The organism is Trichocoleus sp. AS-A1, assembly GCF_039962015.1.
GTDB lineage: Bacteria > Cyanobacteriota > Cyanobacteriia > Cyanobacteriales > FACHB-T130 > FACHB-T130.
Genome location: NZ_JAMPKG010000009.1, coordinates 94367 through 117455, shown reverse-complemented (window position 1 = coordinate 117455; position 23089 = coordinate 94367). Strand labels below are relative to the sequence as shown.

General features: G+C 47.1%; 21 protein-coding genes. 9 read left to right on the top strand and 12 right to left on the bottom strand.

The features are described 5' to 3' along the window. Positions 1-945, bottom strand: a complete 945-nt coding sequence (locus tag NC994_RS09365; RefSeq protein ID WP_190432036.1) for a hypothetical protein — start codon at positions 943-945, stop codon at positions 1-3. Between the two features lie 351 nt (positions 946-1296). Here NC994_RS09365 and NC994_RS09360 point away from each other — a divergent pair, with 351 nt between their 5' ends. The 5 genes from NC994_RS09360 to NC994_RS09340 all read left to right on the top strand — a co-directional run bounded on the left by NC994_RS09360 (position 1297) and on the right by NC994_RS09340 (position 4044). Beyond that, positions 1297-1464, top strand: a complete 168-nt coding sequence (locus NC994_RS09360; RefSeq protein ID WP_199299415.1) for a hypothetical protein — start codon at positions 1297-1299, stop codon at positions 1462-1464. 100 nt (positions 1465-1564) lie between these two features. Continuing rightward, positions 1565-1711 (top strand): hypothetical protein, encoded by a 147-nt coding sequence (locus NC994_RS09355; RefSeq protein WP_199299414.1) that lies wholly within the window; start codon positions 1565-1567, stop codon positions 1709-1711. After that, positions 1641-2153 (top strand): WD40 repeat domain-containing protein, encoded by a 513-nt coding sequence (locus tag NC994_RS09350; protein WP_348225580.1) that lies wholly within the window; start codon positions 1641-1643, stop codon positions 2151-2153. The genes NC994_RS09355 and NC994_RS09350 overlap by 71 nt, the downstream gene beginning before the upstream one ends. 281 nt (positions 2154-2434) lie before the next feature. Then, entirely contained in the window at positions 2435-3094 is a 660-nt protein-coding gene (locus NC994_RS09345; protein WP_190432034.1) for a sigma-70 family RNA polymerase sigma factor, read from the top strand. A gap of 386 nt (positions 3095-3480) precedes the next feature. After that, positions 3481-4044 (top strand): Fis family transcriptional regulator, encoded by a 564-nt coding sequence (locus NC994_RS09340; RefSeq protein WP_242030352.1) that lies wholly within the window; start codon positions 3481-3483, stop codon positions 4042-4044. Between the two features lie 56 nt (positions 4045-4100). On the opposite strand, the gene NC994_RS09335 is transcribed toward NC994_RS09340, so the two are convergent. Next, complete coding sequence (locus tag NC994_RS09335; RefSeq protein ID WP_190432031.1) at positions 4101-4514, bottom strand: gamma-glutamylcyclotransferase; 414 nt, start codon at positions 4512-4514, stop codon at positions 4101-4103. Between the two features lie 428 nt (positions 4515-4942). Here NC994_RS09335 and leuS point away from each other — a divergent pair, with 428 nt between their 5' ends. Together leuS and NC994_RS09325 are read left to right on the top strand one after the other, a co-directional pair. Then, on the top strand, positions 4943-7513 hold the full coding sequence (leuS, locus tag NC994_RS09330; RefSeq protein ID WP_190432027.1) for a leucine--tRNA ligase: 2571 nt from the start codon (positions 4943-4945) through the stop codon (positions 7511-7513). 362 nt (positions 7514-7875) lie between these two features. Further along, on the top strand, positions 7876-8457 hold the full coding sequence (locus tag NC994_RS09325) for a TIGR00730 family Rossman fold protein (protein ID WP_190432025.1): 582 nt from the start codon (positions 7876-7878) through the stop codon (positions 8455-8457). Positions 8458-8688: 231 nt separating this feature from the next. Here NC994_RS09325 and NC994_RS09320 read toward each other — a convergent pair whose 3' ends face one another. The 5 genes from NC994_RS09320 to NC994_RS09300 all read right to left on the bottom strand — a co-directional run bounded on the left by NC994_RS09320 (position 8689) and on the right by NC994_RS09300 (position 14762). Further along, entirely contained in the window at positions 8689-9267 is a 579-nt protein-coding gene (locus tag NC994_RS09320; RefSeq protein ID WP_190432014.1) for a hypothetical protein, read from the bottom strand. Between the two features lie 309 nt (positions 9268-9576). Beyond that, positions 9577-9798, bottom strand: a complete 222-nt coding sequence (locus NC994_RS09315) for a patatin-like phospholipase family protein (protein ID WP_190432011.1) — start codon at positions 9796-9798, stop codon at positions 9577-9579. 365 nt (positions 9799-10163) lie between these two features. Further along, the gene (locus NC994_RS09310) at positions 10164-10322 is read right to left on the bottom strand and encodes a hypothetical protein (protein ID WP_190431998.1); all 159 of its coding nucleotides are present in this window, start codon (positions 10320-10322) and stop codon (positions 10164-10166) included. Next, a complete protein-coding gene (locus NC994_RS09305; protein ID WP_190431996.1) occupies positions 10267-11109 on the bottom strand; it encodes an SDR family oxidoreductase in 843 nt (280 codons plus the stop codon). Before NC994_RS09305 ends, NC994_RS09310 begins: the two co-directional genes overlap by 56 nt. Before the next feature lie 203 nt (positions 11110-11312). After that, positions 11313-14762: a lipoxygenase family protein gene (locus NC994_RS09300; protein ID WP_242030351.1), complete on the bottom strand. Its 3450-nt coding sequence runs from the start codon at positions 14760-14762 to the stop codon at positions 11313-11315. Between the two features lie 793 nt (positions 14763-15555). Between NC994_RS09300 and NC994_RS09295 the strand changes: the two genes are divergently transcribed. Further along, positions 15556-16971 (top strand): ATP-binding protein, encoded by a 1416-nt coding sequence (locus NC994_RS09295; RefSeq protein WP_190431993.1) that lies wholly within the window; start codon positions 15556-15558, stop codon positions 16969-16971. A 9-nt stretch (positions 16972-16980) separates the two neighbouring features. On the opposite strand, the gene NC994_RS09290 is transcribed toward NC994_RS09295, so the two are convergent. Beyond that, positions 16981-18513 (bottom strand): family 10 glycosylhydrolase, encoded by a 1533-nt coding sequence (locus tag NC994_RS09290; RefSeq protein ID WP_190431990.1) that lies wholly within the window; start codon positions 18511-18513, stop codon positions 16981-16983. A gap of 36 nt (positions 18514-18549) precedes the next feature. Here NC994_RS09290 and NC994_RS09285 point away from each other — a divergent pair, with 36 nt between their 5' ends. Then, positions 18550-18987 carry a hypothetical protein gene (locus NC994_RS09285; protein WP_190431984.1) on the top strand — a complete coding sequence of 146 codons (438 nt, stop codon included), beginning with the start codon at positions 18550-18552 and terminating at the stop codon, positions 18985-18987. Between the two features lie 52 nt (positions 18988-19039). Here the strand turns inward: NC994_RS09285 and psb27 are convergent, their stop codons facing one another. The 4 genes from psb27 to pstC form a co-directional block, all read right to left on the bottom strand. Next, complete coding sequence (psb27, locus tag NC994_RS09280) at positions 19040-19441, bottom strand: photosystem II protein Psb27 (RefSeq protein WP_190414987.1); 402 nt, start codon at positions 19439-19441, stop codon at positions 19040-19042. A 384-nt stretch (positions 19442-19825) separates the two neighbouring features. Further along, a complete protein-coding gene (gene pstB, locus NC994_RS09275) occupies positions 19826-20632 on the bottom strand; it encodes a phosphate ABC transporter ATP-binding protein PstB (RefSeq protein WP_190414986.1) in 807 nt (268 codons plus the stop codon). Between the two features lie 229 nt (positions 20633-20861). Then, positions 20862-21764, bottom strand: coding sequence for a phosphate ABC transporter permease PstA (pstA, locus tag NC994_RS09270; RefSeq protein WP_190432156.1), 903 nt, complete (start codon positions 21762-21764; stop codon positions 20862-20864). A gap of 128 nt (positions 21765-21892) precedes the next feature. Next, complete coding sequence (gene pstC / locus NC994_RS09265) at positions 21893-22810, bottom strand: phosphate ABC transporter permease subunit PstC (RefSeq protein WP_190429946.1); 918 nt, start codon at positions 22808-22810, stop codon at positions 21893-21895. Between the last annotated feature and the right edge of the window lie 279 nt (positions 22811-23089).

The window sequence follows — 23089 nt, the reverse complement described above, 5'->3', positions numbered from 1 at the left end:
TCAAACACCATAATTTTGCTGTTTATTCCCAGATTGAGGCTTTTCAGGAAGACCGAATCTTGACTTCCGTTCTACATCTCCGATTCCTGTAGGATCGAAGCCAATCGGTACTTGATTCAATTCTGCTAATTTTTGGTCAACATAAAGAATAAACCGACTGGTTTCTGGGCGACTAAACTCATTCGGCTTTTCCGGTTCTGCACCAACTGTTGCACCAGTTGCTAAATAGCTGAGTACCTTATTTCTTAGAGAGACGTGTGCGATATATAAATCCCGGCTTGTCGTACTATTTTCATTTTGCCTAAAAATTCCCGGTAAATCGCCAAAAAATATTACAGAACCAGAGGCGACAATAAAGACGTTAATCACAGCATTATTGACTCTATCCCAGCCCTTTTTACTAATAAAGAACAAACAAATTCCTGCAACTAAAGCTGAAGCCGATGTCAAGGAAATTGAGACGTAGTATTGCTGGTAGAAAAAAGTCATAATAGTCGCGTATCGATGACTTCGTGCCTGAATTTCTTCAAATTGCTGCTTTAGCCTCGTTTTTTCATCTTCTGAAGCATTTTTTATTCCTTCACTAAGTGGAGTAAAATTCTGTGTAGCTCCCAGCCATTCATTTGCCTTTTTACTCGCAGACCATTGGATTGAAAAGTAACCAATGCCAATTAGCATTAGCAAGCTACTTGTGAGCAAGAGATGTCCCAAGAGAGTTGGTTGTTGATTTGCACCAGTTTCAAAATTTTTTAAAAAGAATTGCCAGAAACGGTTTCCTTTCTGCGTTGAAATTTTTTCTTCGTTTTGTTTGATGGAAGTTGCTTCTAGCTGTTGATTGTCTAACTTATTAGTTTGTGTCATTTTTAAAACCTCTGTAAAAGTATAAGGTATTATGTTTAAGCTACCTGTTTGAACTTGTAAATTTTGTGTTGGAGGCGATTGCATTTTTCTCGCTCTTATACTGTACAAAAGATACGATCGCGTTCCTACAAGTGGTTTCCTGGCGACCTTTTGTGCCTGAAACTGTTACGCTGGTCGTTGCTTGACAACAGTTTTAACCTGGTTTAGGTAAGAAGTCTACTGATAAAAGTAAAGAATAAGCTTGCAGAAAGTTAGCTATCCACATACAGGCAAGACCGATTGTGGTTGAATAAACAACCAGAAAGAGTAGGTAAGAAGTCTACTACCAAAGGTAAAGAATAAGCTCGCAGCAAGTTAGCTATACAGCTAGCCAGTGGCAGTGATGACTGCACTGTAAAGTTATGGGATGTCAGTACGGGGCGCTGTGTCAGAACTTTGCAAGGGCACGCGAGTCAGGTTTGGGCACTTGCCTTTAGTCCCGATGGTCGCACCTTGGCGAGTGGCAGTGACGACCGAACGATAAAGCTATGGGATGTCCACACGGGTCAAGCTTTGAGAACTTTGTGGGGGTATACAAATCGAGTGCGGTCTGTTGCCTATTGACCTGGGAGTAAGATTCTAGCGAGTGGCAGTGGGGATTATACCGTGAGATTGTGGGATGTTTCGGACGGTAATTGCCTGAAAATATGCCGATACCAACTGGGTGTTGTCGGTTGCCTATAGTCCTGGGGGTAAGATTCTAGCAAGTGCTAGCTGCGATCGCACTGTGCGGTTGTGGGATGTTAGTAGCGGTGAATGTCTCCAAACCTTACAGGGATCTCCCAATTGGGTACTGTTCAGTCGCGTTTAGTCCAGATAATCAAATTTTGGCGAGTAGTAGCGATCGCACTGTCAGGTTGTGGGATGTCAGTAGCGGTGAATGTCTCCAAACCTTACAGGTGTCTACCAACTGGGTTTGGTCAGTTGCTTTTAATCCGGAAGCAAAGACTTTGGCGACTGGCAGTGGCGATCGCACTGTGCAGTTGTGGGATGTTAGTAGCGGTGAATGCCTGAAAGCTTTCCAGGGACATACCAATGGAGTTTGGTCAGTTGTCTTCAGTCCAGATGGACAAATACTCGCGAGTGCTGGGCAAGATGAAATGATTAAGCTTTGGGATGTAGCGACAGGCGAGTGCGTGAACACCTTGAGAAGTGAAAGACCCTACGAAGGTATGAATATTACTGGCGTTACAGGTTTAACAGACGCGCAGAAAGCGACCCTGAAAGCGCTGGGGGCAGTAGCGTTGGAATGATATTTTCCTCATCTTCTGCAATCCTGGGTGTAATTATATTCGCCTGTAACTCCGACTAGAAATGACTTTCTCCTAAATCGCCCTTGCCCCTCTGCCTGGAAAGCTCTGGTTTTCCGGATGGAGTGTCACAAGTTCGTATTTATATGAATAACTCCCGACGTTGATCCTTCGATTCGCTACATTGGTGTAGAACGCCATTGAGCATTCCGCCGCAAGCGGGAACCATTGTCAAAGTGGCAGCGTCTTGGAGGGTTAGGATGTTTTAACCCCTATATCCATCCATGACTCAATCGATTCCTGTATCCTGGTCAACAGCTGAAGCAACGGTTTCTCAAGCGCCGGTGCAACCTGAAAAACTGTCAAACTACGATCTAATTCTGCATTGTCAGGCGGGGCTGCGTCCTGACCGCGCTGCCTTTGCCGAACTTTTGCGCCGGTATCAGTCTCATGTCGATAAGATTTTGTACCATCTGGCTCCAGATTGGCAGGATCGGGCAGATTTAGCTCAAGAAGTCTGGATTCGGGTTTACCGCAATATTAAGCGGTTGCAGGAGCCAGTCAAGTTCCGGGGATGGTTGAGCCGGATTGCCACGAACCTGTTTTATGATGAGCTGCGTAAACGCAAACGGGTGTCTCATCCGCTGTCGTTAGATGCACCTCGCCTGATGGATGACGGCGAAATGGATTGGGAAATTGCATCTGACAATCCAAGTCCCGACGAAGACATGACGACGCGGGAATTTTATGAACAACTGCATGAAGCGATCGCCGATCTGCCAGAGGTGTTTCGCACTACCATCGTCCTGAGAGAAATCGAAGGCATGGCTTATGAAGAAATTGCCGAAATCACAGGTGTCTCCCTGGGAACGGTAAAATCTAGAATTGCTAGAGCGCGTCAGCGCCTGCAATCTCAGCTGCAAAACTACCTAGACGGAAATTAATCTAACTTAGGGATAGAATCTGGTTTCAGCTATTCGGTGGATTCGTACCTCCGGGGTTGCCGATTATCTTTAAAGCAGTAGGATAGCCTTCCTTGTTCGCTGAAGTGCTGCAAGGTGTGGCTTCCAAGAAACGATTTCAGATAGGTCGTGAAAAAAGGGTAGATTTTTACTGCGTGTGATCGCTTGCTAAAAACTAGACTAAGCGTAAATCGTTAAGTTCACCCTTGGTTGTCACGGATTAAGTCAGCTCCCCATTACTTGTGTTTTACTTCTTGGCAAAACAGTTAAGATTGTAATGAAATACAAGTTTCTACGTATATACTGAATGTGGCAAAGATTAGTGACTGCTCTGCTTTCCTATTGTGTGACTTGCTGGTGATGTGAAAATGACATCTGATTTGAACAATCGTAAGGATTCTGGACAGCGGTGCCCTGCAAACGCACAAGTCTCTAAGGAGATGGATATTTTGCAACGCGATCGCTTTGAATTGCTCAGTGCCTACTTAGATAGTGAAGTAACCGCTGACGAGCGCAAACAAGTTCAGGAATGGCTTAAAAGTGACCCCAAAATGCAGTGTTTGTATACCAGACTGGTGAAATTACGCCAGGGTTTACAAACAATTCCCGTTCCAGAGTCCGAGCAATCAGCAGAACAGGCTGTTAATCAAGTTTTCGGACGCATCAACCGCCGCCGCTCCCAACGGGTTGCTGCATGGGGCGGTGCTGCGATCGCAGCTTTGTTTGTCGGCGCTTTGTCAGGAATTCTTCCGGGTAATCACTCCCTGAGTCCCCAACTAGCAAAAGCTCCCATTTCAGAGACAGCAGCAGAGCCTTTGATGGTTGCCCTGAATCATCCCGCAGTGGAGATTCCCAAAGCAGCAGTCGCGGCTCCAGAAAAATTTGTGAAGCCATCAGTAGATGGATCTGACGCCAAGGGATATCAGAATTAATCCGCTTTGACTTAAAAAATATTGAGCAATGAGTGATGAGTTTTGGAATGAACTCATCACTCATTGTTTTTTAAGTGGCTCCACCATCCAGAGGTCAGCAGAATCCCTTTTTGGCGTCTAACCCGATCAACGCTCATCAAGTAAGCCCAAGCTATTGCTAGTGGCTGCCCAGATGCTTTATAGGTCTCAATTTGATACCGGTTATATTCATTTTGTGCCTCTGGACGGCTAGGATCATAGCCTTCCAGATTATCCAATTTCTGTAACACAGTTGAATCGGGAAAAGTGAGTACAAACCCGTGAATTTTTGCATTGCCAGGGATCATTGCGGGATACCCTGCTGGGAGGGAAAAAAGTTCGCCGAATGCGATCGCTCTTTTCTCTTCAATTACCTTTCCAGCACAGTATCGCTCGTAATTGCACTCTCCCGGTTTCAAAGTGCCGTAAACAAAAACTTGTAAATTATTCAAAATATACTTGCTATAGATATGTAAAAGATTGCTGCTAAAAAGATATTACTCTTACTTAACACCGGAATTTCAAATGATTTATTAACTCCTATTCTTACTCTTTCTCCACGTTCTATATCGCTAATACATATAGGCTATCGTCCTTGGAGCATGGCAACGCGATCGCTAGTGGGTTCTAAGGGCAAAGCGCAGGCTCCGCAAACACAGTTTTTTCAAAAAATATCCCCTCACTCAAATAGGATTGCAATAAACACTGATTATCCTTAGTGCAGTTCAGCTCCTATCTACGTAGGATGTGGATGTCTTCGGCGTCAGCAAAAAACAGAAAAATTTAAATCGATAGTGTAGCCTACCGTCCAGACTATGGTGAACAGTTGTGTCAGAATATTGAGGCAAACACGATTACTAATCCAGCAGGAGTTTTTTCCGTGGAGTCCCGTTACAACCCAGCAGCAATCGAGGAAAAGTGGCAACAGACTTGGGCAGAACAAAGCTTAGATCAAACCCCCACAGATAGCACTAAGCCCAAGTTCTATGCTCTGTCCATGTTCCCCTATCCATCGGGCAGCCTGCACATGGGACACGTCCGCAACTACACCATCACGGATGTGATTGCCCGACTCAAGCGGATGCAAGGGTATCGCGTACTCCATCCGATGGGTTGGGATGCCTTTGGTTTGCCAGCCGAAAATGCTGCTATTGACCGGGGCATTGCTCCCGGAAAATGGACTTATCAAAATATTGCTCAGATGCGGCGTCAATTGCAGCAGTTAGGGCTTTCAATTGACTGGAACCGCGAAGTTGCTACCTGTTCGCCGGATTATTACAAGTGGACGCAGTGGATCTTCTTGCAGTTTTTAAAAGCTGGACTGGCTTACCAGAAAGAAGCCGCCGTCAATTGGGACCCCATCGACCAGACGGTGCTGGCAAATGAACAAGTCGATAGCGAAGGCAAATCTTGGCGTTCCGGTGCCAAAGTCGAACGGAAAATGTTGCGGCAGTGGTTCCTGAAAATTACCGACTACGCCGAGCAATTGCTCAACGATTTGGACAAATTGAGCGGATGGCCCGATCGAGTCAAGTTGATGCAGGCGAACTGGATTGGTAAATCCACTGGCGCTTACTTAGAGTTTCCGATTGTCGGGTTGGATGAAAAAATTGGGGTTTTCACCACTCGTCCCGATACCGTCTATGGCGTGACTTACGTGGTGCTAGCGCCAGAACATCCTTTGACCGCCAAAGTAACGACTCCAGATCAAAAAGAGGCGGTAGAAGTATTTATCCAAGAAGTCGCCCAAGAAAGCGAATTGGAACGCACCGCAGAGGATAAGCCAAAACGCGGTATTCCCACTGGTGGGAAGGCGATGAATCCTTTTACGGGAGAAGAGATTCCCATCTGGATTGCCGATTACGTATTGTACGAGTACGGCACTGGCGCGGTGATGGGTGTTCCAGCCCACGACACGCGGGACTTCCGGTTTGCTAAGGAGCAGAATCTCCCCATTCAGGTTGTAATTGTGCCGCCAGGGGATGATGTAGAGACGGGAAATATCGCATCTCTAAAGGAAGCTTATACCGAACCAGGAATTGTGGTGAATTCAGACCAATTTAATGGGATGGATTCAATTAAAGCGAAGACAGGGATTGTTGAATACGCGGAAAAAGAGGGTTGGGGGAAAGCGCGGGTGCAGTATCGCCTGCGGGATTGGTTAATTTCGCGGCAACGTTATTGGGGGGCACCCATCCCGGCAATTCACTGTCCCAGCTGCGGTACGGTGCCGGTGCCGGATGAAGACTTGCCGGTTCGATTGCCGGAAGAGGTAGAATTCACGGGTCGCGGGGCGTCTCCGTTGGCTCAGATGGAAGCTTTTGTCAATGTTCCTTGTCCCGCTTGCGGCACCCCAGCTAAGCGGGAGACGGACACGATGGATACATTTATTGATTCGTCGTGGTATTTCTTGCGCTATCCCGATGCGAAGAACGAACAGCAAGTTTTCGACCCAGCAAAAACCAATGACTGGATGCCCGTAGACCAGTATGTGGGCGGGATTGAACACGCGATTTTGCACTTGTTGTACTCGCGGTTTTTTACCAAGGTTTTGAGAGACTGCGGTCTTTTAAACTTTGACGAACCCTTCCAACGCCTGCTAACTCAGGGCATGGTGCAGGGCACTACCTACAAAAATCCTGCCACTGACAAATACATTCCCGCAGCACAGGTAGATCCAGCCGATCCAAAAGACCCAGAAACGGGGGAACCGTTGCAAGTCTTCTATGAAAAGATGTCCAAGTCGAAGTACAACGGCATCGATCCAGAGGAAGTCCTCGCCAAGTACGGGGCAGATACAGCGCGGATGTTTATCTTGTTCAAGGCACCTCCAGAAAAAGATTTGGAATGGGATGATGCCGACGTTGAAGGACAATTTCGCTTCCTCAACCGCGTCTGGCGACTGGTGGCAGAATTTGTCGCTCATCCCTCTAGCCCCCCGGAGAAAGGTGGGGAGATGAATAAGGGCGAAAAAGACTTGCGACGGGCAATTCACGGGGCGATTCAAGCGGTTACGGAAGATTTAGAGGGCGAGTATCAATTCAATACAGCGATTTCCGAGTTAATGAAGTTGAGCAATGCTTTAGCTGATGCCAAATGCAAAGACTCGCCAGTGTATGCCGAAGGGATAGAAACTCTGATTCACCTGATGGCTCCTTTTGCTCCTCACCTTGCTGAAGAACTGTGGCACACAATCGGTCACAGCGATTCGGTACACACCCAAACTTGGCCTACCGTCGATCCGGCTGCCTTGGTGGTCGATGAAATCACGCTGGTGATTCAAGTCATGGGCAAAACCCGTGGGGCGATTCAAGTGCCCGCTGATGCGAATCGGGAAGCTTTAGAACAGTATGCCCGCGAGTCAGAAGTTGCTCAGCGGTTCATCGAAGGCAAGGAAATTAAAAAGGTGATTGTAGTGCCTGGAAAGTTGGTGAATTTCGTGGTGGGTTGAAAAGAGAGGCTACGCGATCGCCCTCTTGCCATCTCGGTTCAGAAAAAGAGTGCGATCGCAATTCCATCAAATTGCCAAAGCGTCACATCATTTTCAATAATCCTCGTGCTTGAACTTCTCAAAGTCTTTGGGCGAAACTTGTTCTTCAGCAGCTGCCTGACCAATCTTGCTCTGGACTAGATTGCTCTGGAATCAGAAGAAAGTTTTGATAACTGGTTGCAAGTCTAAAAATCACCCATTCAGGTGAGTCAGCTGGATGAAGTACTCAAGTGTCTGGGATAAGAGAATTTGGTGTTACGCAAGGCACGATGTCACATCAAATGTTTTGGTAAGGTTTATTAGGAGTTGGGGTAGCGATCGGGATGAAAAGCGTATGCATTTTTTGCGGTTCCAATAAAGGCTTACGACCCGCCTACGCGGAGGCAGCCCAGCAAATGGGTGAAGCGCTAGCACTCCGAGGAATTAGTCTAGTCTACGGTGGTGGAAATGTTGGATTAATGGGAATAGTTGCCGATGCGGCACTAGCAGCAGGAGGTGAGGTCATTGGTGTGATTCCTAAAGCCTTAGTGGACAAGGAAATTGCTCACAGGGGTCTAACCGATCTGCGAGTTGTTGGTTCAATGCACGAGCGCAAAGCCTTAATGGCAGAACTGTCGGATGCTTTTGTGGCACTACCAGGAGGCTATGGAACGTTTGAGGAATTTTGCGAGGTGCTGACTTGGGCACAACTAGGCATACACCAAAAGCCATGCGGTCTGCTGAATATCGAGGGTTATTATGACCACCTGATTGCGTTCTTCGATCGCGTGGTTGGCGAAGCGTTTTTGCGTCCTCAGCACCGTTCGCTTGTGCTGGAAGAGCAGGAACCGATGCTACTGCTTGATACGCTGGCTGGATATCAACCGCTCTTAATCGATAAGTGGATTGGTCTTAACGAGACTTGACCAAGAAGGCGCTAGTGCAGCGACAGCAAAGTAACTGACCACTTCCTGGAAACGAGGGGATGAGGGGGTGAGGGGGTGATATCAACTGATCGCTTACTTCTGCCGTGATGCACTAGGGAGTGGGGCTAGAGCGTTGGAAAGAGAAGAGGACTAGACCAAGGTGCTAGAAATAACCCAGAGGGTGAAATTCTCCTCCTCACCCTCTCACCCTCTCACCCCCTCACCCCCTCATCAGCGCTGGAACTGGGAAACTAAGGCTTCAACTTGATCTACGCAGTCGATAGATGTCACTGAGTTTGGGTCGATGTTTGGCGGTAGTTTCAGCTGCTTGAAGCGTTTCTTTGTAAATGAGGTTGTATAGCGGTGATAGGTGAGCAACTTGCGGTTGAAGTCCTCAACCGCCTGGGAGGGTGACGTTTCAGGACTTGAGCTACCTGTTTCTAACGGTTGCATTCCGTTAATGGAAGGTACGGAAACATCTGACAGCTCACGATTAATCTGCTCGGATCTAGGTGTATAGCTAATCAGCTTCATTAAAACGTTTTGCTGTACGTTTGTGTCTTCCATTAAGTCTCCGATTGCATAGCCCGCCCAGTTGAGCATCGTATATTTTTTTGCCTCACCTAACTTAATCGACTGGTTACTGAACCCTGTACCCATTGAAATCAGCAAGAGGTTATCGGTACCCGTTTCCCAACCAATTCCATATTCTTTTTGAGTTGCTTCCACAAACAACTGGAATGATGGGTTGTTAAACATACTCACAGCACCATCAACAAATTCATACTCTTGATTGCCGACAGCAAACATATGAGGCGGGAAAAAAGTTGGTGCAGCAGAACTTGCTCAAACGATATGCCAGAGTGGAATTTCGCTATTACTCTTGAAGAATTGGTTATTTGGATGGTTAACGAGGAACCAGGCTCCATCAGTTGTTACATTCTTGGAAACAATCATCAAGAGTGTTTTCAGTTGATCCGATCCAAGGGTGATGTCACCTAGAATAGACTTTATATTTTGCTCTAGCGACCCTGAATCGTACTTTGACCACAGTTGCCCGAGCAGCCAACGTTTACTAAACATTGTCTGAGCATCGTTATAAAAAATATCACGCAATGCTCACGCTGACATTCCTTTAGCGAGTCCTGCTGCTAAAATTGCACCTGCACTCGTGCCGCTAATGAAGTCGAAGTAATCAGCCAAACACTTCCAAGGCGAGTTAGGTTGGTTGCAGAGTATGTCTTCTAACTTAATTAGAATTTCAGCAACGATCAATCCGCGAATACCGCCACCATCCATTGACACTAAGCGCTTGGGTCGTTTTAAATTCAATTTGTTCAAGGTTATTGCTTATTCCTTATTTAAGGATTTTTTTTAAAAGTCAAGTGAAAAAAATAATATCCCACGGCTTTAGATTGCATATGTATTCGGTTATAATTGGTGTTTTTAGAGCCATTAAATTATCAATTTTCAACGTTTTAACTGAGGCCTAAAAAATATTTTAAATTAAGTTTATCTCGGCTTATACCTTGTCTCTTGTTGCTAAAAAGCATTTCCTCTTGAGCGGTAACTAAACATCACTTCTGGATGTTGGTAATCGAGAATAGGTAATGGGTCATTAAGGAAACCAATTACCTATTACTAGCCACTAAAAGAAGGATTGATTTTAACCACATTGCAGACCTGCTCTGGCTATGCCAGTCAGATTAAAGTTCGTTGAAGTTATCGTGTGACGGTGGCGCGATCGCAATTTCTACCAATAAAGGGACGAGGGGAGAATTGCGTCGCAGGTGGTGTTTGAAATCCTCGTCAAGGCAGGCGATCGCCTGAAAACTCGACCACCGAATCGCCCGTGGGATCGACATATTTGCTTGAGACAAGACCACGGATGAGGTCGGACGTCTGGTATCTGAAGTGTGGCACATCGGCGGTGGCAGCTTCGGCAATGACTTTTGCAATATCGTCACCTGTCTGCCCTATTGTGGAAAACACTTGCTCCGTTGCGGCGAGGTATGCATCGAGCATCTTACTATATGCTTCGGGAACGGGCCGCTGCAAATTTGCTCTAGTCTCTAGGACGGATGCGACGAACTCTGTGTTGATCGCGCCCGGTTCGATGAGGGACACAGAGATACCGAGGCGTTTAACAACGGGAGCAAGACTCTCCATAAAACCCTCGACCGCAAATTTAGCGGCGCAATACGCATCGTTGAATGGGTGCCCGATGAGACCGCCGACGCTGGTAACTGTAATGATTCGCCCCGAACCGGCAGAGCGCATCAGCGGTAGGACAGCTTGGGTGACACGCCAGACGCCGAAAAAATTGACATCCATTGTTTGATTTAGATCGTCAATCGATGTTTGCTCAAGGGTTCCTAGGTAGCCAGCGCCTGCGTTATTGACAAGCACATCGATCCGACCGTAATCGCGGACAACAGAGTTTACGCACTCGTCAATGGAGGCTGCGTCCTGAACATCTAGTCTACGCACTTCGAGCGTAACATTTTCCGTCTTTGCTCGCGTTTCAAGAGGATTACGCTTTTCTAGGTTACGCATGGTCGCAACGACGGTGAAGCCTGACTGCGCTAGTAACACCGCCGTACTCAATCCGACGCCCGATGATGTGCCTGTGACGAGTGCGATTCGATTCATTATTTTCCTCCGTAAATCCGTAAGACTGCTGCCCGTTTCGTTTGCCGCCTAACTATTTAATTAAACTGACTAAGTCAAAACTGACTAAGTCAGTCTAACTTCCCCAATGGGGTTCGCCGTAGCTTTATAGCAGAATTTAGTAGTAGGTACAGAAGTATCTACTACTAAGTTGTTGTGGCAGTGTTGTACCAGTTCCCTAAGTCCTAAATATCAGTGCTGTAGGCAATCTGCTTGGGTGACAGGTAGGGATAGGGAATTTTACCTTCCTGTTCCAGCTTTTTGTTCCGTTCCTCAATCTCCACTGCTATCAGATTTAGCTTCGCCATAAAAATAGCGTGGATTGAGGAGAACCGATCGTTTGCTAACGGTAATTGGAACAGTAGATGCAAAGACGGGGTGGTGAGCAGGTAGGAGAAAGAAACTTCAAAGTGAGAAATTGTAATGCTCTGCAAAGCTTCCATCATGTATTCCATTGTGATATCGCCTTCAGTTTCAGGTACTGGCTTATCCAGAACGTTGGGTCGGTTGGGGATATACGCTAGGTATTCCTTTTGGGGGAAGTTGACTGCGGAATGTTGGGCACTGGCTAGAAAAATAATGTTGGTTAGAGTTTTCACCAACAGCTCCCGCGTTTCAATAGCAGCCGGAAAACCAGAAACAGCTCCACGCTCCGGATCGGCAGTTTCCTGCGCCCAAGCTTGGATAACTTTATCTGCTGCCACTGCGGCATCATCCTTATACACAGCCGCTACAATATTGCCGACATAGTCAGTAATTGCATTCCAAATCTTGAACCCATCGTCGCGGAAGTAGTAGTCTTCAACGCCGTCCGAACCCTTCTCATCAAATCCGCGTGATAATAGCTCTTGCGGGAAGCTCATACCAGAAAAATCCCACTTCTTCAATGCCTTCAGCAATAGCTGCATCGCTCCCGCAGTGCCCGTGGCGAAGGTTTGATTAGTAAAGGGAGCAATGTAAGAAACCAAAGTCTGACGAGCAAAGTAGTTGATGCCGATGGTGTCTTCAAAGTGCGGCTTCAGCAGTTGACCAATTGGGTGATCTTTGGGAAAGGCGTTGTGATGGCTGATGGCAAAAGGTTCTATAACCAAGTGCGTGAAGCCCAAGTGGTAGATAAACTGGTGGTACTGGTTGTCAGCACAGACTGCATGAATCTTCGCCAGTAAATACTTGTTTGGATAGGGTGAGTTAGGAGTGTAAACCTCGTTTTTACGGTCTTTATGGCGCGTTAGTTGGATGCCGAGAATGTTAAGTTGGGACTTACCATCTTCCAATAGTTCCCGGTATACCAACACGAATGCGGGATAGAAAACTTTACCGCCAAGTTGAGGGATATCTTCTAGATATCCGTAATCCAGCAAGAACAAGCGTTTTTGGGCGATCAGCTCAGGGATAGTTTTCCCTTGCGCCGTCAGGTGTGCCATGTCTTTGGGGATAACACTTTCGTCTGTGCAGAGTGTAATGCACATCGGGTTAACCCCTTGGATTAGCTGGCGGCAGAATTCCACATCATCCTTCCAAATTTTCGGAAGGTTATATGGCTGGTCGATCCAGCCAGAGAAGAAGGCTGTCCACGGATCGCCGCCCTCCTTCTGGATCTTCTCTAGCCTTTGTAAAAATCCCACCTGTGAGTAGAGGTACTCAGAGGCACGCTGCGAAATTAATCCCAGTTTCTGTGGTGGTAGCACTTCTCCTGGCGGTAGACCTTTCACCATGCGTGGCAAGTCCTCCATTGCCACGTCAGGTGCATCTTTCCGACGAGGATACTTTTGATATTCATACTTTTGGTCTTCACCACCGGCATACTGCTGCACGATTTGCAAAACTTGCTGCTTAACCTCATCCAAAATCCCAGTCAGGAATGCGATCGCGTGTTGCTGCTGCATCTGTTTGGTGTTGGGCAGTTTTTCCCCTGAATCCAGCAACAGCCGCAAGGAAACGACAATCTCTCCACGCTCGGTACGCTTTAGCGGTAGCGTTTTACGTGTTACTTGACCAGATTTCAACTCGTGCAAATCAACTTCGGCAGTACCCATAAACTCATCTTTGCCGAGGTTGGCGTCCCAAACGCTGAAACGCAGCTTGCCCTCAATGCTCACCAACTCAAAGGTGAACTTTTCATTCCACAAGGGGTTGCAAGTTTGCAAACAAGCCTTCGATTCTTGTGGCTTCGCCTCGTCAAGATCGATTACGACAAAAGGATCGGAATTAAACAAGCCAGTTTTGAGCAAATCTTTGCCACTAATCACTTCAATTTCCAGCTTGCCAATACTGGGATTAAAGTGCTTATCCAGAGATTTGATCGCTTCAGTGTAAGTTTTTTCCTGACCGCTAGTAATTTGTCCGGCAAATACGGGGCTGACTTCAGTTTTAGAAAACCAATGAATCACCGTTTCCGTCGGACTCTTGGCTGACATCTCGACAGTTGTGATAGCACTCGTGATGGGAAGACTAGGTTTGACTTCGACAAAGGAATATTTCAAGGTGTGCTTCTGGTCGTCGCGCATCTCCAGACGCTCTTTATATTCGCGCCCTGAGAGAGTCTTGAAGGAGCGTATCGCCCCAACTTCGTCTTTGCCTGGGGCATCCAATTTAACCCACTCATAAATAGGCCACCATTTCATAATCTCCTGACCAAAGGGTCTGAAGACCGCCCACACTTTGTCAATGGGGGCGCGAACGATACCTGTGACTTTTGCGCGGCTAGTTTTTTGCTGGGTGTCTTTGCGAGTGTCAAATTGCGATTTGACCCACTCAAATCGCTGGTTGAACATCTTTTCAATGCTGGCTTTGAGTTGCTGGGCATCTTGCCCCTCTTCAGGGATGAAGATGTTCTCATAGTTCACTTTGGTGACTTCGGCATTCACCTCAGAAAGCGTGACTGTAGCCCTGTAGAGATTGATCGGCATCGAAGCACTTTTGGTCATTTCATAGGCTAAGGTTCGCTCTTCGTTCGAGCAAGACACGAGGCTCTCCTCGACAACTCCACCGTTCGGGAAGAGGATCTGCCGCTTATTGTCAGGCTCTATTTTCACCCCAGTGGCGTATTGCACCCACGAGACATCCTGCCAGTTGCCAACGACAGCCCACAACTTATCTACGGGACAGTGGACATCAAACTCGAACGAACACTTGATTCCGTCTCTTCGGAGGATGAAATTAGTGACTTCAGGGATGCGCGTTGGCAGGAAGTTTTCCATAATCTTGAGTGCTTTTGCCCGATCTTCTCGGTTCTCGCTCCGCATCACGACTTCCATCGTCAGCGACACTTCTGGACCAGTCTCCGTGTCGTATACCCGCGCGGTAGCTTCGTAGAACGTGAACAGCACATTCGGCTCTGGTATGTCGATCTTCCAGACGTGGGTTTGATCGTCCTTGACGACCAGCCGTTCGCGAGTGATCCCACCCCCGAACTCGAATCGGATGATGGCTCCCACGCCATTTTCCGGTTTTCCATCCCCAGTTTCCAGTTCAGTATTTTCGTGTGCGCCGAGAACTTTCTGCAACGAGAGATAGTCATCGAACCCAGACCAAAACTGGTTTACCGAAATGGGTATCTTTTGGACGTTCGTTCGCGAGACGTGTTTGCCAAACTCCAGATCGTCTGTCGAATTTAAAGTACTTAGTGAGGTCATTGCGAATGTCTCCATAAATGAACGCGATGGACTGTTGATGAAAATAGAATTGCTAAATTAAGCTTTGTTGAGGTAGGTACACGACTTTTACTTAGCTGTGATTTGGTAAATTTTGCAAGTCTTACATACTGATTCCAGCGCTCCTCCCAGGGAGATTTAAGTATTTTTTACGGCTGATTTTATTGTGGGGTTTAAAAGAGTAGATTTATCCGGTTCTTTTCTAACTCATGATTCTGGCGATCTGCCTAATGTCAACATAATCGTTTGCGAAAAAAGTATCCTACCCATGATTCGTCGCGGATACTGGTACGCAAAAGAACTTGAGAGCTTGCCTCGGAAGAAAACCACAATCCCCAGCCAATCAATTCCTGAATATCTTATCCAACAAAGTGTTCCTGCCTGAACGAGCAAAATTCATTGATGTTTTCATAAGTCAAGTTTGCCGCGTCCATCAAATATCAGCCACCGAAGTTTAGGATCTAAACAAAGAACTTAAATATTTCTGCCGATCAAGTTTTTGAAGCCAGACATCGTAAGCTTTTCATCCGGGAAAAAATTAAGAGGCTAACTTTGCGAAGTTACTTAAAATCGGAAAATTTATTAATCTTCGGATCGAACAGCCTATAGCTTTGCCATAATCGGGGTGATTAAATTCCCTGAGGTTCAGGAAATCTATATCCGAAGTTTGTAGCAGTCTATTTAGTGGGGTGGAACCTATTACCCACAGACCATATACACCGGGTTTTGCCTGCCCCACAGGTTACTGTGTTTGTTAAACTCAGATATTTCTCTGATGAATTTACAACAACAAAAACGTAGGCGTGGTGTGATTCTCACGCCCCAAGGATTAAAGAAACTCCAGGCGGCAAAATCTGAAGCGGAAAGTTGCGAAAAATCTAACAATCGGTACACTCTGGAAGCGTTAAGCGATCGCACTGGCTTAGATCCAGATACCCTGATGAAGGTATTTGCTTGTGAAGCTGGGGTTGATAAGCGCACCCTAAGTCGCTGCTTCAGAGCTTTTAACCTCTTGTTGGAACAAAGTGATTACGATTTACCCGCTTCTAAGATTGAGACGGTTGCCGAGAGAGGAAGTGCAACGACGAAAGAAGGACGACAAGATTGGGGGGAGGCACCTGAGTATGGTGTTTTCTCCGGGCGCACAGAAGAACTGGCAACATTAACGCACTGGATTTTATCGGAACGCTGCCGATTGGTGACGCTGTTAGGAATCGGCGGAATCGGAAAAACCTGTTTGTCGGTGAAGCTAGCGCTGCAAATTCAAGATCGATTCGAGTTTGTCATCTGGCGAAGTCTACGCAATGCTCCGCCTCTCAACGAGAGGCTAGCAGAACTAATCCGATTTCTGTCAAACGAGCGGGAAACTTATTTACCCGCAACGGTAGACGGGAGAATTTCGCTATTGATTTGTTATTTAAAGCTTTCTCGCTGTCTGTTGGTATTCGATAATGCGGAGGCGATTCTGCACGGGGGCGATTTGTCCAAGCCTTCCTTGCACTTTAGCACTGGACACTATCGCCAAGGCTATGAGGATTATGGTGAACTTTTGGAAAGGATAGGAGAAACACCCCATCAAAGTTGCATGGTGCTAACAAGCCGGGAGAAGCCAAAAGGAATTGGATTACTGGAAGGAGAAACTTTACCCGTTCGAGTCCTGAAACTAAAAGGTTTGCAGGTAGCGCCAGTACAGGAAATATTGAGGGCTAAAAGTTCTTTATGGGGTTCGCCGAGCGATTGGAGCCAGCTAATTGAATATTATGCAGGAAATCCATTCGCATTAAAAATCGTCTCGACGACGATTCAAAAGTTATTCCACGGGAATATTTCTGATTTTTTAAGCCAAAAAATTACAGTGTTTGGTGAAATTCGCAATCTTTTAGATCAACAATTTAAGCGGTTGTCCGAGACGGAAAAGATAATTATTAACTGCCTCGCCCTGAGTAACCAAATCCTTTCATTTTCACAATTGCGGGAGAAGATACCGCCCTCGCTCTCACCGCAAAAACTGCTAGAAGCCTTGGAATCATTGGAAGAGCGATCGCTAATCGAAAAAAAGGCTGCATTTTTCTTTTTGCAGCCGGTGGTTATGGAATTTGTCAGCGACCAATTAATCGAAGAAAAAATTACCCAAGTGCCGCTGCGAATCGTGTCTAGCGACGAGTATCCCAGATTTGCGGCTAGGAGCTAAAAGCGATCGCTAGTCGGCACCACAGAACTTGCGATCGCGGTCTACTTCCGGTTCTTGCCAGGAAAAGGCAAAATGGCTGATTGAATTGACTTGCGGTGCCCCAGCGCGGATCGCTTGCATCTGCTGTTCTAAGGACGGACGAGAATTGAACGATTTGCCCCAAGCCCCTGCTAGTACGGGTGAAACCTGAGTGCCGGGTGGCGCAAGACTCAAAACTCGCTCAACTTGCGGGACAATGCAGCTGGTGTTGCCGCAGGTTGCATAGGACATTGGATGCCACTCCATATAACTGGGAAACCGATCCCACGGTTGCACTCTCGAATCATACCCCCCTTGACCGACGGTTTGATTCCCCTCCGGGAAAAACACTGCCCCCGTGCGGATTCTTTGTCGCTGGGCGGGCAGGCTGGCTAACGCCACAAAGTCCACAACGCCTTGAGCCGCATGGGCAACACTCAGTTGCCACAACTCCCATTGCAGTCGGGCTTGACGCTGTGAGGCGGTTGCTTTCATTTCGTCGGCCGCGGGGTTGCGTCCCTGCCAGAGGGGCGATCCCTCATCTGGGTAAAGTTTATCCACCCCTGCAACATCGCCAGCGCTAATGAATCCCTTGGTAATATATCGCTCGATCAGTTCTCGTCCCTTATTGTTGAGGGCGCGGTTATACAAAGCCTGCCGAGAACCATCTCCGTAAATCCATAAGTCTTGGACTTTCGTGACCACGGAAGCGCTTCCTGACTGGCGGGGATACCGAATGTAGTCAAACAGCACTCCATCGGGGCGGCGGCGAACCACCTCTTGAACCAGCTGGTAATAGTCTCGTTTTGCTTGGGCATTGTAAGGATCGATGAAGGCTTGAGAACCGTCCTCCGTGACCGACAAACTGGTTTTTCCCATACCATCGCGGGCTAGCGCTTGCTGTCGATCGGGTCGCTGGGAGTAGGAGTAGCCAAAGTTCATGGCGAACATCCACGCATAGACTTGCATCCCCCGTTCGCGCCCTTTGTTAATCGCTTGTGCGAGCAAGTCTACTTTCTCAGCGCCTGGAGTTCTGATGACAGAAGGCCAGGGTGTGGAGTTTTCTGCCTTAGGCAGTAGCACCTGACCGTCAGAAAAAACTTCGACATAGACCTGGTTGTAGCCCCGGTTAACCAAGCGATCCATTAATTCATCTAGTGCCCCAGGACGGATGTCACAGGGATACAGGCGCAGCCAGATTGCCTGTACGCGGGGCCAAGTTTGCTGACGACACTGCTGCAAACTCTCTGCGTGTTTTTTCAAGAGCGTTCTGTAGCGACCTTGGGAATCCGAGTTTCCCTTTACGGCTGAAACACGCAAACTTTCTTTTTGGGCGATCGCATCTGCTGAAAGTTGGCAATATGCCCTTGTTTGAGCTAGAGCAGATTGCGAACCCAAGTAAGGGTTGATAAGACTACTACTGGTCAGAACTGCTGCAACTAAACCGCGATAGACACGCTGCCAAGTTTGCGGCAATCTTAACGATGCCTGACCCACGAACTTCCTCCTAAACACCAATCTCATAGAACTGTTAGATATGTCTACCCATCAGACGAAAGGATGGAACATAAGGTGTCATCCGAACCGATTTCGCTGGTTGAGCATCATATCAGCACTTGTCTGAGTACTTGTCAATTGACTCTATACACAGATTTACCCGCGTTTCCGGCAAATCTCTGCTTTTTAGTAGAAATAGGCACCCATAAGATCAACGCTACCAACTGCCACGTCTGTTGCCATTTGGGCTTTTCAAACCAAAGCCCAAACAGGATTTCAAGATTTTATCTTCTGAAATTAAAACAAAATGGCGTAATCTGTCATTGCTTTGTCTGCGGCGCTTGGTCTGTAGCGCTTTGTCTGCGGCGATCGCATCCGCCGTCTGTGCTGCGTGTTGCAGCGGATGCGATCGCTCCACTGGTTACAGTAAATTCACTCCATCTGCCATCATCCCCAACCGGGTCTCAGAGCAGTGGACGCGATCTCCATAAAAGCGATTAGCGATTAGCCAGTGAATGAACAGCTAACAGCTAACAACTCGCCAGCTAGTTCTTCAAGCTTCTCGTCTCAAAGCTGCTTCCACCTGCTGGAACTCTTGCTCTAAGCGAGTCTTCAGTTTTTCCGGCAGCGGACGATTCGGATAAGAGCTGTAATGCCCTGCTATTGAATTCAATGCAGTTCGCATCGTCGTGTAAGAACTCAGCTTAGCGACAGAGCTATCCCGCCGATAGCGAGAGGCAAAATCGTTAATAATCTGACGCGCTTGTGACTGAGCTGCTGCCTTGTCTGCCGAACCCTCTGGCAATTCAATTGCTGTTCTCAAACCTTGCAACAAAGCCAAGGTATCTTGGCGGTAATCTCCACTCAGTCCTAGCGAGCTGCTGGAGGAACAGCCCATCAATCCCATCGTAACTACCAAAACCAGGGCTAGGAGACGTGACCAATAACGCTTCATAAGTATTTTTTTTACCAAACGAGATGGAAATGCAAAATCAGAGTTTATCCTATCTCGAATTGGAACCCTTAGAATTTTAGATTTTAAATTTTAGAGATAAGACGTTTGGTGTAAATAAACGTAGACTCTCGATGGTTCATAGTTTAGGAATTATGGTTTGTAGGAACAATCCATAAACTTTTACCCCCCGTTACATTTATTTGTGCCCCTATATTCAACTATTTTCATCCTTTTAACAGATGCGGAAAAAAATGGAAGTTCCTATTTTTTTAGCTTTGCTAAATCAAATAATCTGATAGGAATACTTCTGACAGGTCTCCCACAACGAGTAAGGGCAGAAGCCCTGCCCCTACCTTCTTTTAATCAATCGTTTTTCTGGACAAATTAACCGAAGCGACCGCTTACATATTCCTGTGTTGCTTGCTGCTGAGGGCTTTGGAAGATAACCTCGGTGCGGTCGTACTCGACTAAATAACCAATACGACCTCCTTTTTCGGTTGGTTCGACATTGAAAAAGGCTGTCATATCAGATACTCGCGATGCCTGCTGCATATTGTGCGTCACGATCACGATGGTGTATTGCTCTTTGAGTTGGTGGAGCAAATCTTCAACTCGCAGCGTTGAAATGGGGTCGAGAGCGGAGCAGGGTTCATCCATCAGGATCACGTCTGGCTGAACAGCGATCGCTCTGGCAATACACAACCGCTGCTGCTGTCCCCCAGACAAAGATAAACCACTCGCTCGAAGTTTATCTTTCACTTCATCCCACAGAGCCGCTTGCCGCAAACTCCGCTCTACCAATTCATCCAAATCGCCCCGATATCCATTAATCCGGGCACCAAAGGTGATGTTGTCATAAATCGATTTAGGAAATGGGTTTGGTCTTTGGAACACCATCCCAATCCGTCGCCGCACCTCTACGGGATCGATTTCTGGAGCGTAAAGATCTTGACCGTGGTAAGTGACTTTGCCTTCTGCCCGAAAACTTTTAATTAAATCATTGAGGCGGTTATAGCAGCGCAACAAGGTACTTTTTCCACAACCCGAAGGTCCAATAAAAGCCGTAACCCGGTTTTTGGGAATATCTATCGAAATGTCTCGAAGTGCTAAAAAATTTCCGTAGTATACCTTTAGATTTTCTGTCTGTAAAACAGTCTCAGTTTGATTCTTGGTTTGAGAATTCGACAACATAAATAGTCAGATCGGTTTTTGGGTTTAACAGGCTAACAAAAACCCTGTAGGTTTTTGGGCAGATGATTGGGCGAAGGATTGTGTTGCTTGGGAAGTCAAGGAGATTACGGCTTCGTCCTTAAGGTTAAAACAGCGCCTAGCATACTATTAAACCTCGGTATGTATTCATTGTTGCATTACTTTGTTTAAGTTTCCGTATCATAGCAACACATATTTGAACAATTGTTCATCAATAAACTCGACGAGCCGTTGCTAAACGAGAAATCATGCTGGTTATCAGAACCAGTAAAACTAGGATGAAAGAAGCCGCCCAAGCGAATTCTTGCTGATTTTTAAATGGAGACGTAGCGAAGTTGTAAACTAAAACCGCTAGGGAAGCCGTTGGTTCTTTTAATTGATTGTTCCAATTAGGCCAATATTGGGTGAAAAGGGAAGTAAATAATAGGGGTGCTGTTTCACCAGCAGCACGAGCAACTGCCAGCGTCGTTCCCGTCACAATTGCTGGGAGTGCTGCTGGCAAAATCACGCGAGACACCGTTTGAAAGTTAGTTGCTCCCAGTCCGACCGATGCTTGTCGGATTTCTTGCGGAACCAATCTTAGAGCTTCTTCGGTTGCCCGAATTACAATTGGCAACATCAAGATTGATAAAGCAAATCCTCCCGCCCATGCGGAATAAGTTCCCATTGTGAGAACGACGGCGGCATAAGCGAAGACGCCCACAATGATAGAGGGAACTCCACTCAGGACGTTGGTGGCAAAGCGAATCCAGTAAGAAAACTTACCCGTATTACTAAACTCAGACAAATAAATGGCTGCCATGATGCCAAAGGGAATGCTAATCAGGGCAGCAATTCCAACCATGATGAGGGTTCCCAGAATGGCGTTGCCAAACCCGCCTCCGGGTACTAAGGGAGGGGGCGGCAGTTCCGTGAACGCACTCGCGTTCAGCTGGCTTATACCCTGGATAATTACGTAGGAAAGCACCGCCACCAAAGGCAGGATAGCCAGGACAGCACAAAGAAACGTTAGCGCCGTCATCACGATCCCAAACAGCGTCCGGGGGGAAGTAGGCGATCGCTTCAAACTACGACTGGGAAATCCGGAAACTGGTTGAGCCTGGGGTTTAGACATCATATTTGTGGTCGGTGGTCAGTGGTCGATTATGGAGGGGCGGCTTTCACCAGATATCTGCCAGTAGCTTTCCTATACTGATAAACCCGCCTGTGCAAGTCTGCTGTCATCTCAGAACAAGGAACGGATTAAATTCGCTGGACGCGCTCAATGAGTATCTGAGCCAAGATATTCACTAACAGCGTGAGGACAAATAGAATTAACGCAGCATACATTAGGGCTGCCACTTGCAGACCGCTTGCTTCTGCAAATTGGTTGGCGAGTAGGGAAGCAATCGTGTTGGACGGAGCCAAGATAGAAGGACTGATGTTGTTAGAATTCCCAATCAACATCGTTACAGCCATTGTTTCTCCCAAAGCTCGACCCAGTGCCAGCATCACTGCGCCCACAATTCCAGAGAAAGCGGACGGGAGTAGCACTTTGAGAATGGTCTCCCAACGAGTCGCTCCCAGCCCAACTGACGCCTGCCGCAAGTCTGGAGGTAACGAGATGAGGGCGTCACGAGAAAGGGCTGCGATAGTCGGCAATACCATAATGGCGAGGACGAGCGCTGCCGGGAGCAAGCCTGGGCCACGCAGCGGCGTGCTAAAAATGGGCAGCCAACCCAAAGATGCGTTAAGCCAGTTACCTACGACCTTCAAAAGGGGAATCAGAACAAAAATTCCCCACAAACCATAGACCACACTGGGAATCGCTGCTAGCAGTTCTACGAGGAAAACAATTACCACCTGAATTCGTGGCGGCAAATAATCTTCACTCAGAAAAAGAGCTACGCCAATCCCGACTGGCACGGCAATCAACAGGGCGATCGCTGAGCTAGCGATCGTGCCGTATAGTTGAGGCAGCGCTCCGTACTGATTGCGAACTGGGTCCCAATTGGTGGAGGTAATAAAGCCAAACCCAAATTCTGTAATCGCAGGCCAAGCTTTAATTGCAACTTGTACCGTTATCCAAATCAAGGTTGCAGCAACTGCAAACGCAAAAATTCGAGTTAGCCAAATAAAGCCCCGATCCATCGTCCGATCCCAATCGGAGCGGGGTTTCATAATTTTCTGCGAACCGGAGGTCACGGAACTCACGGGATTATTTTCCTCAGACACTGGTTAGTAAAAGCAATAAACGCTTGTATTCGTTGATGCAAGCTAGACCCGTACCATTTTTTTTAATCAGAATGCAATTTTTTCAATTGCCAGACATTCCAGCTTAGCAGGGGCAGTTTTGCTATTAGCCTACCGTCTAATCGTAAAGGATAGAGTAAAGGTCAGGTTAAGGTATGGCTTTAGTTGTCTGCAAACCAAGTGATAAAATGCCATCGTTTCAATAAA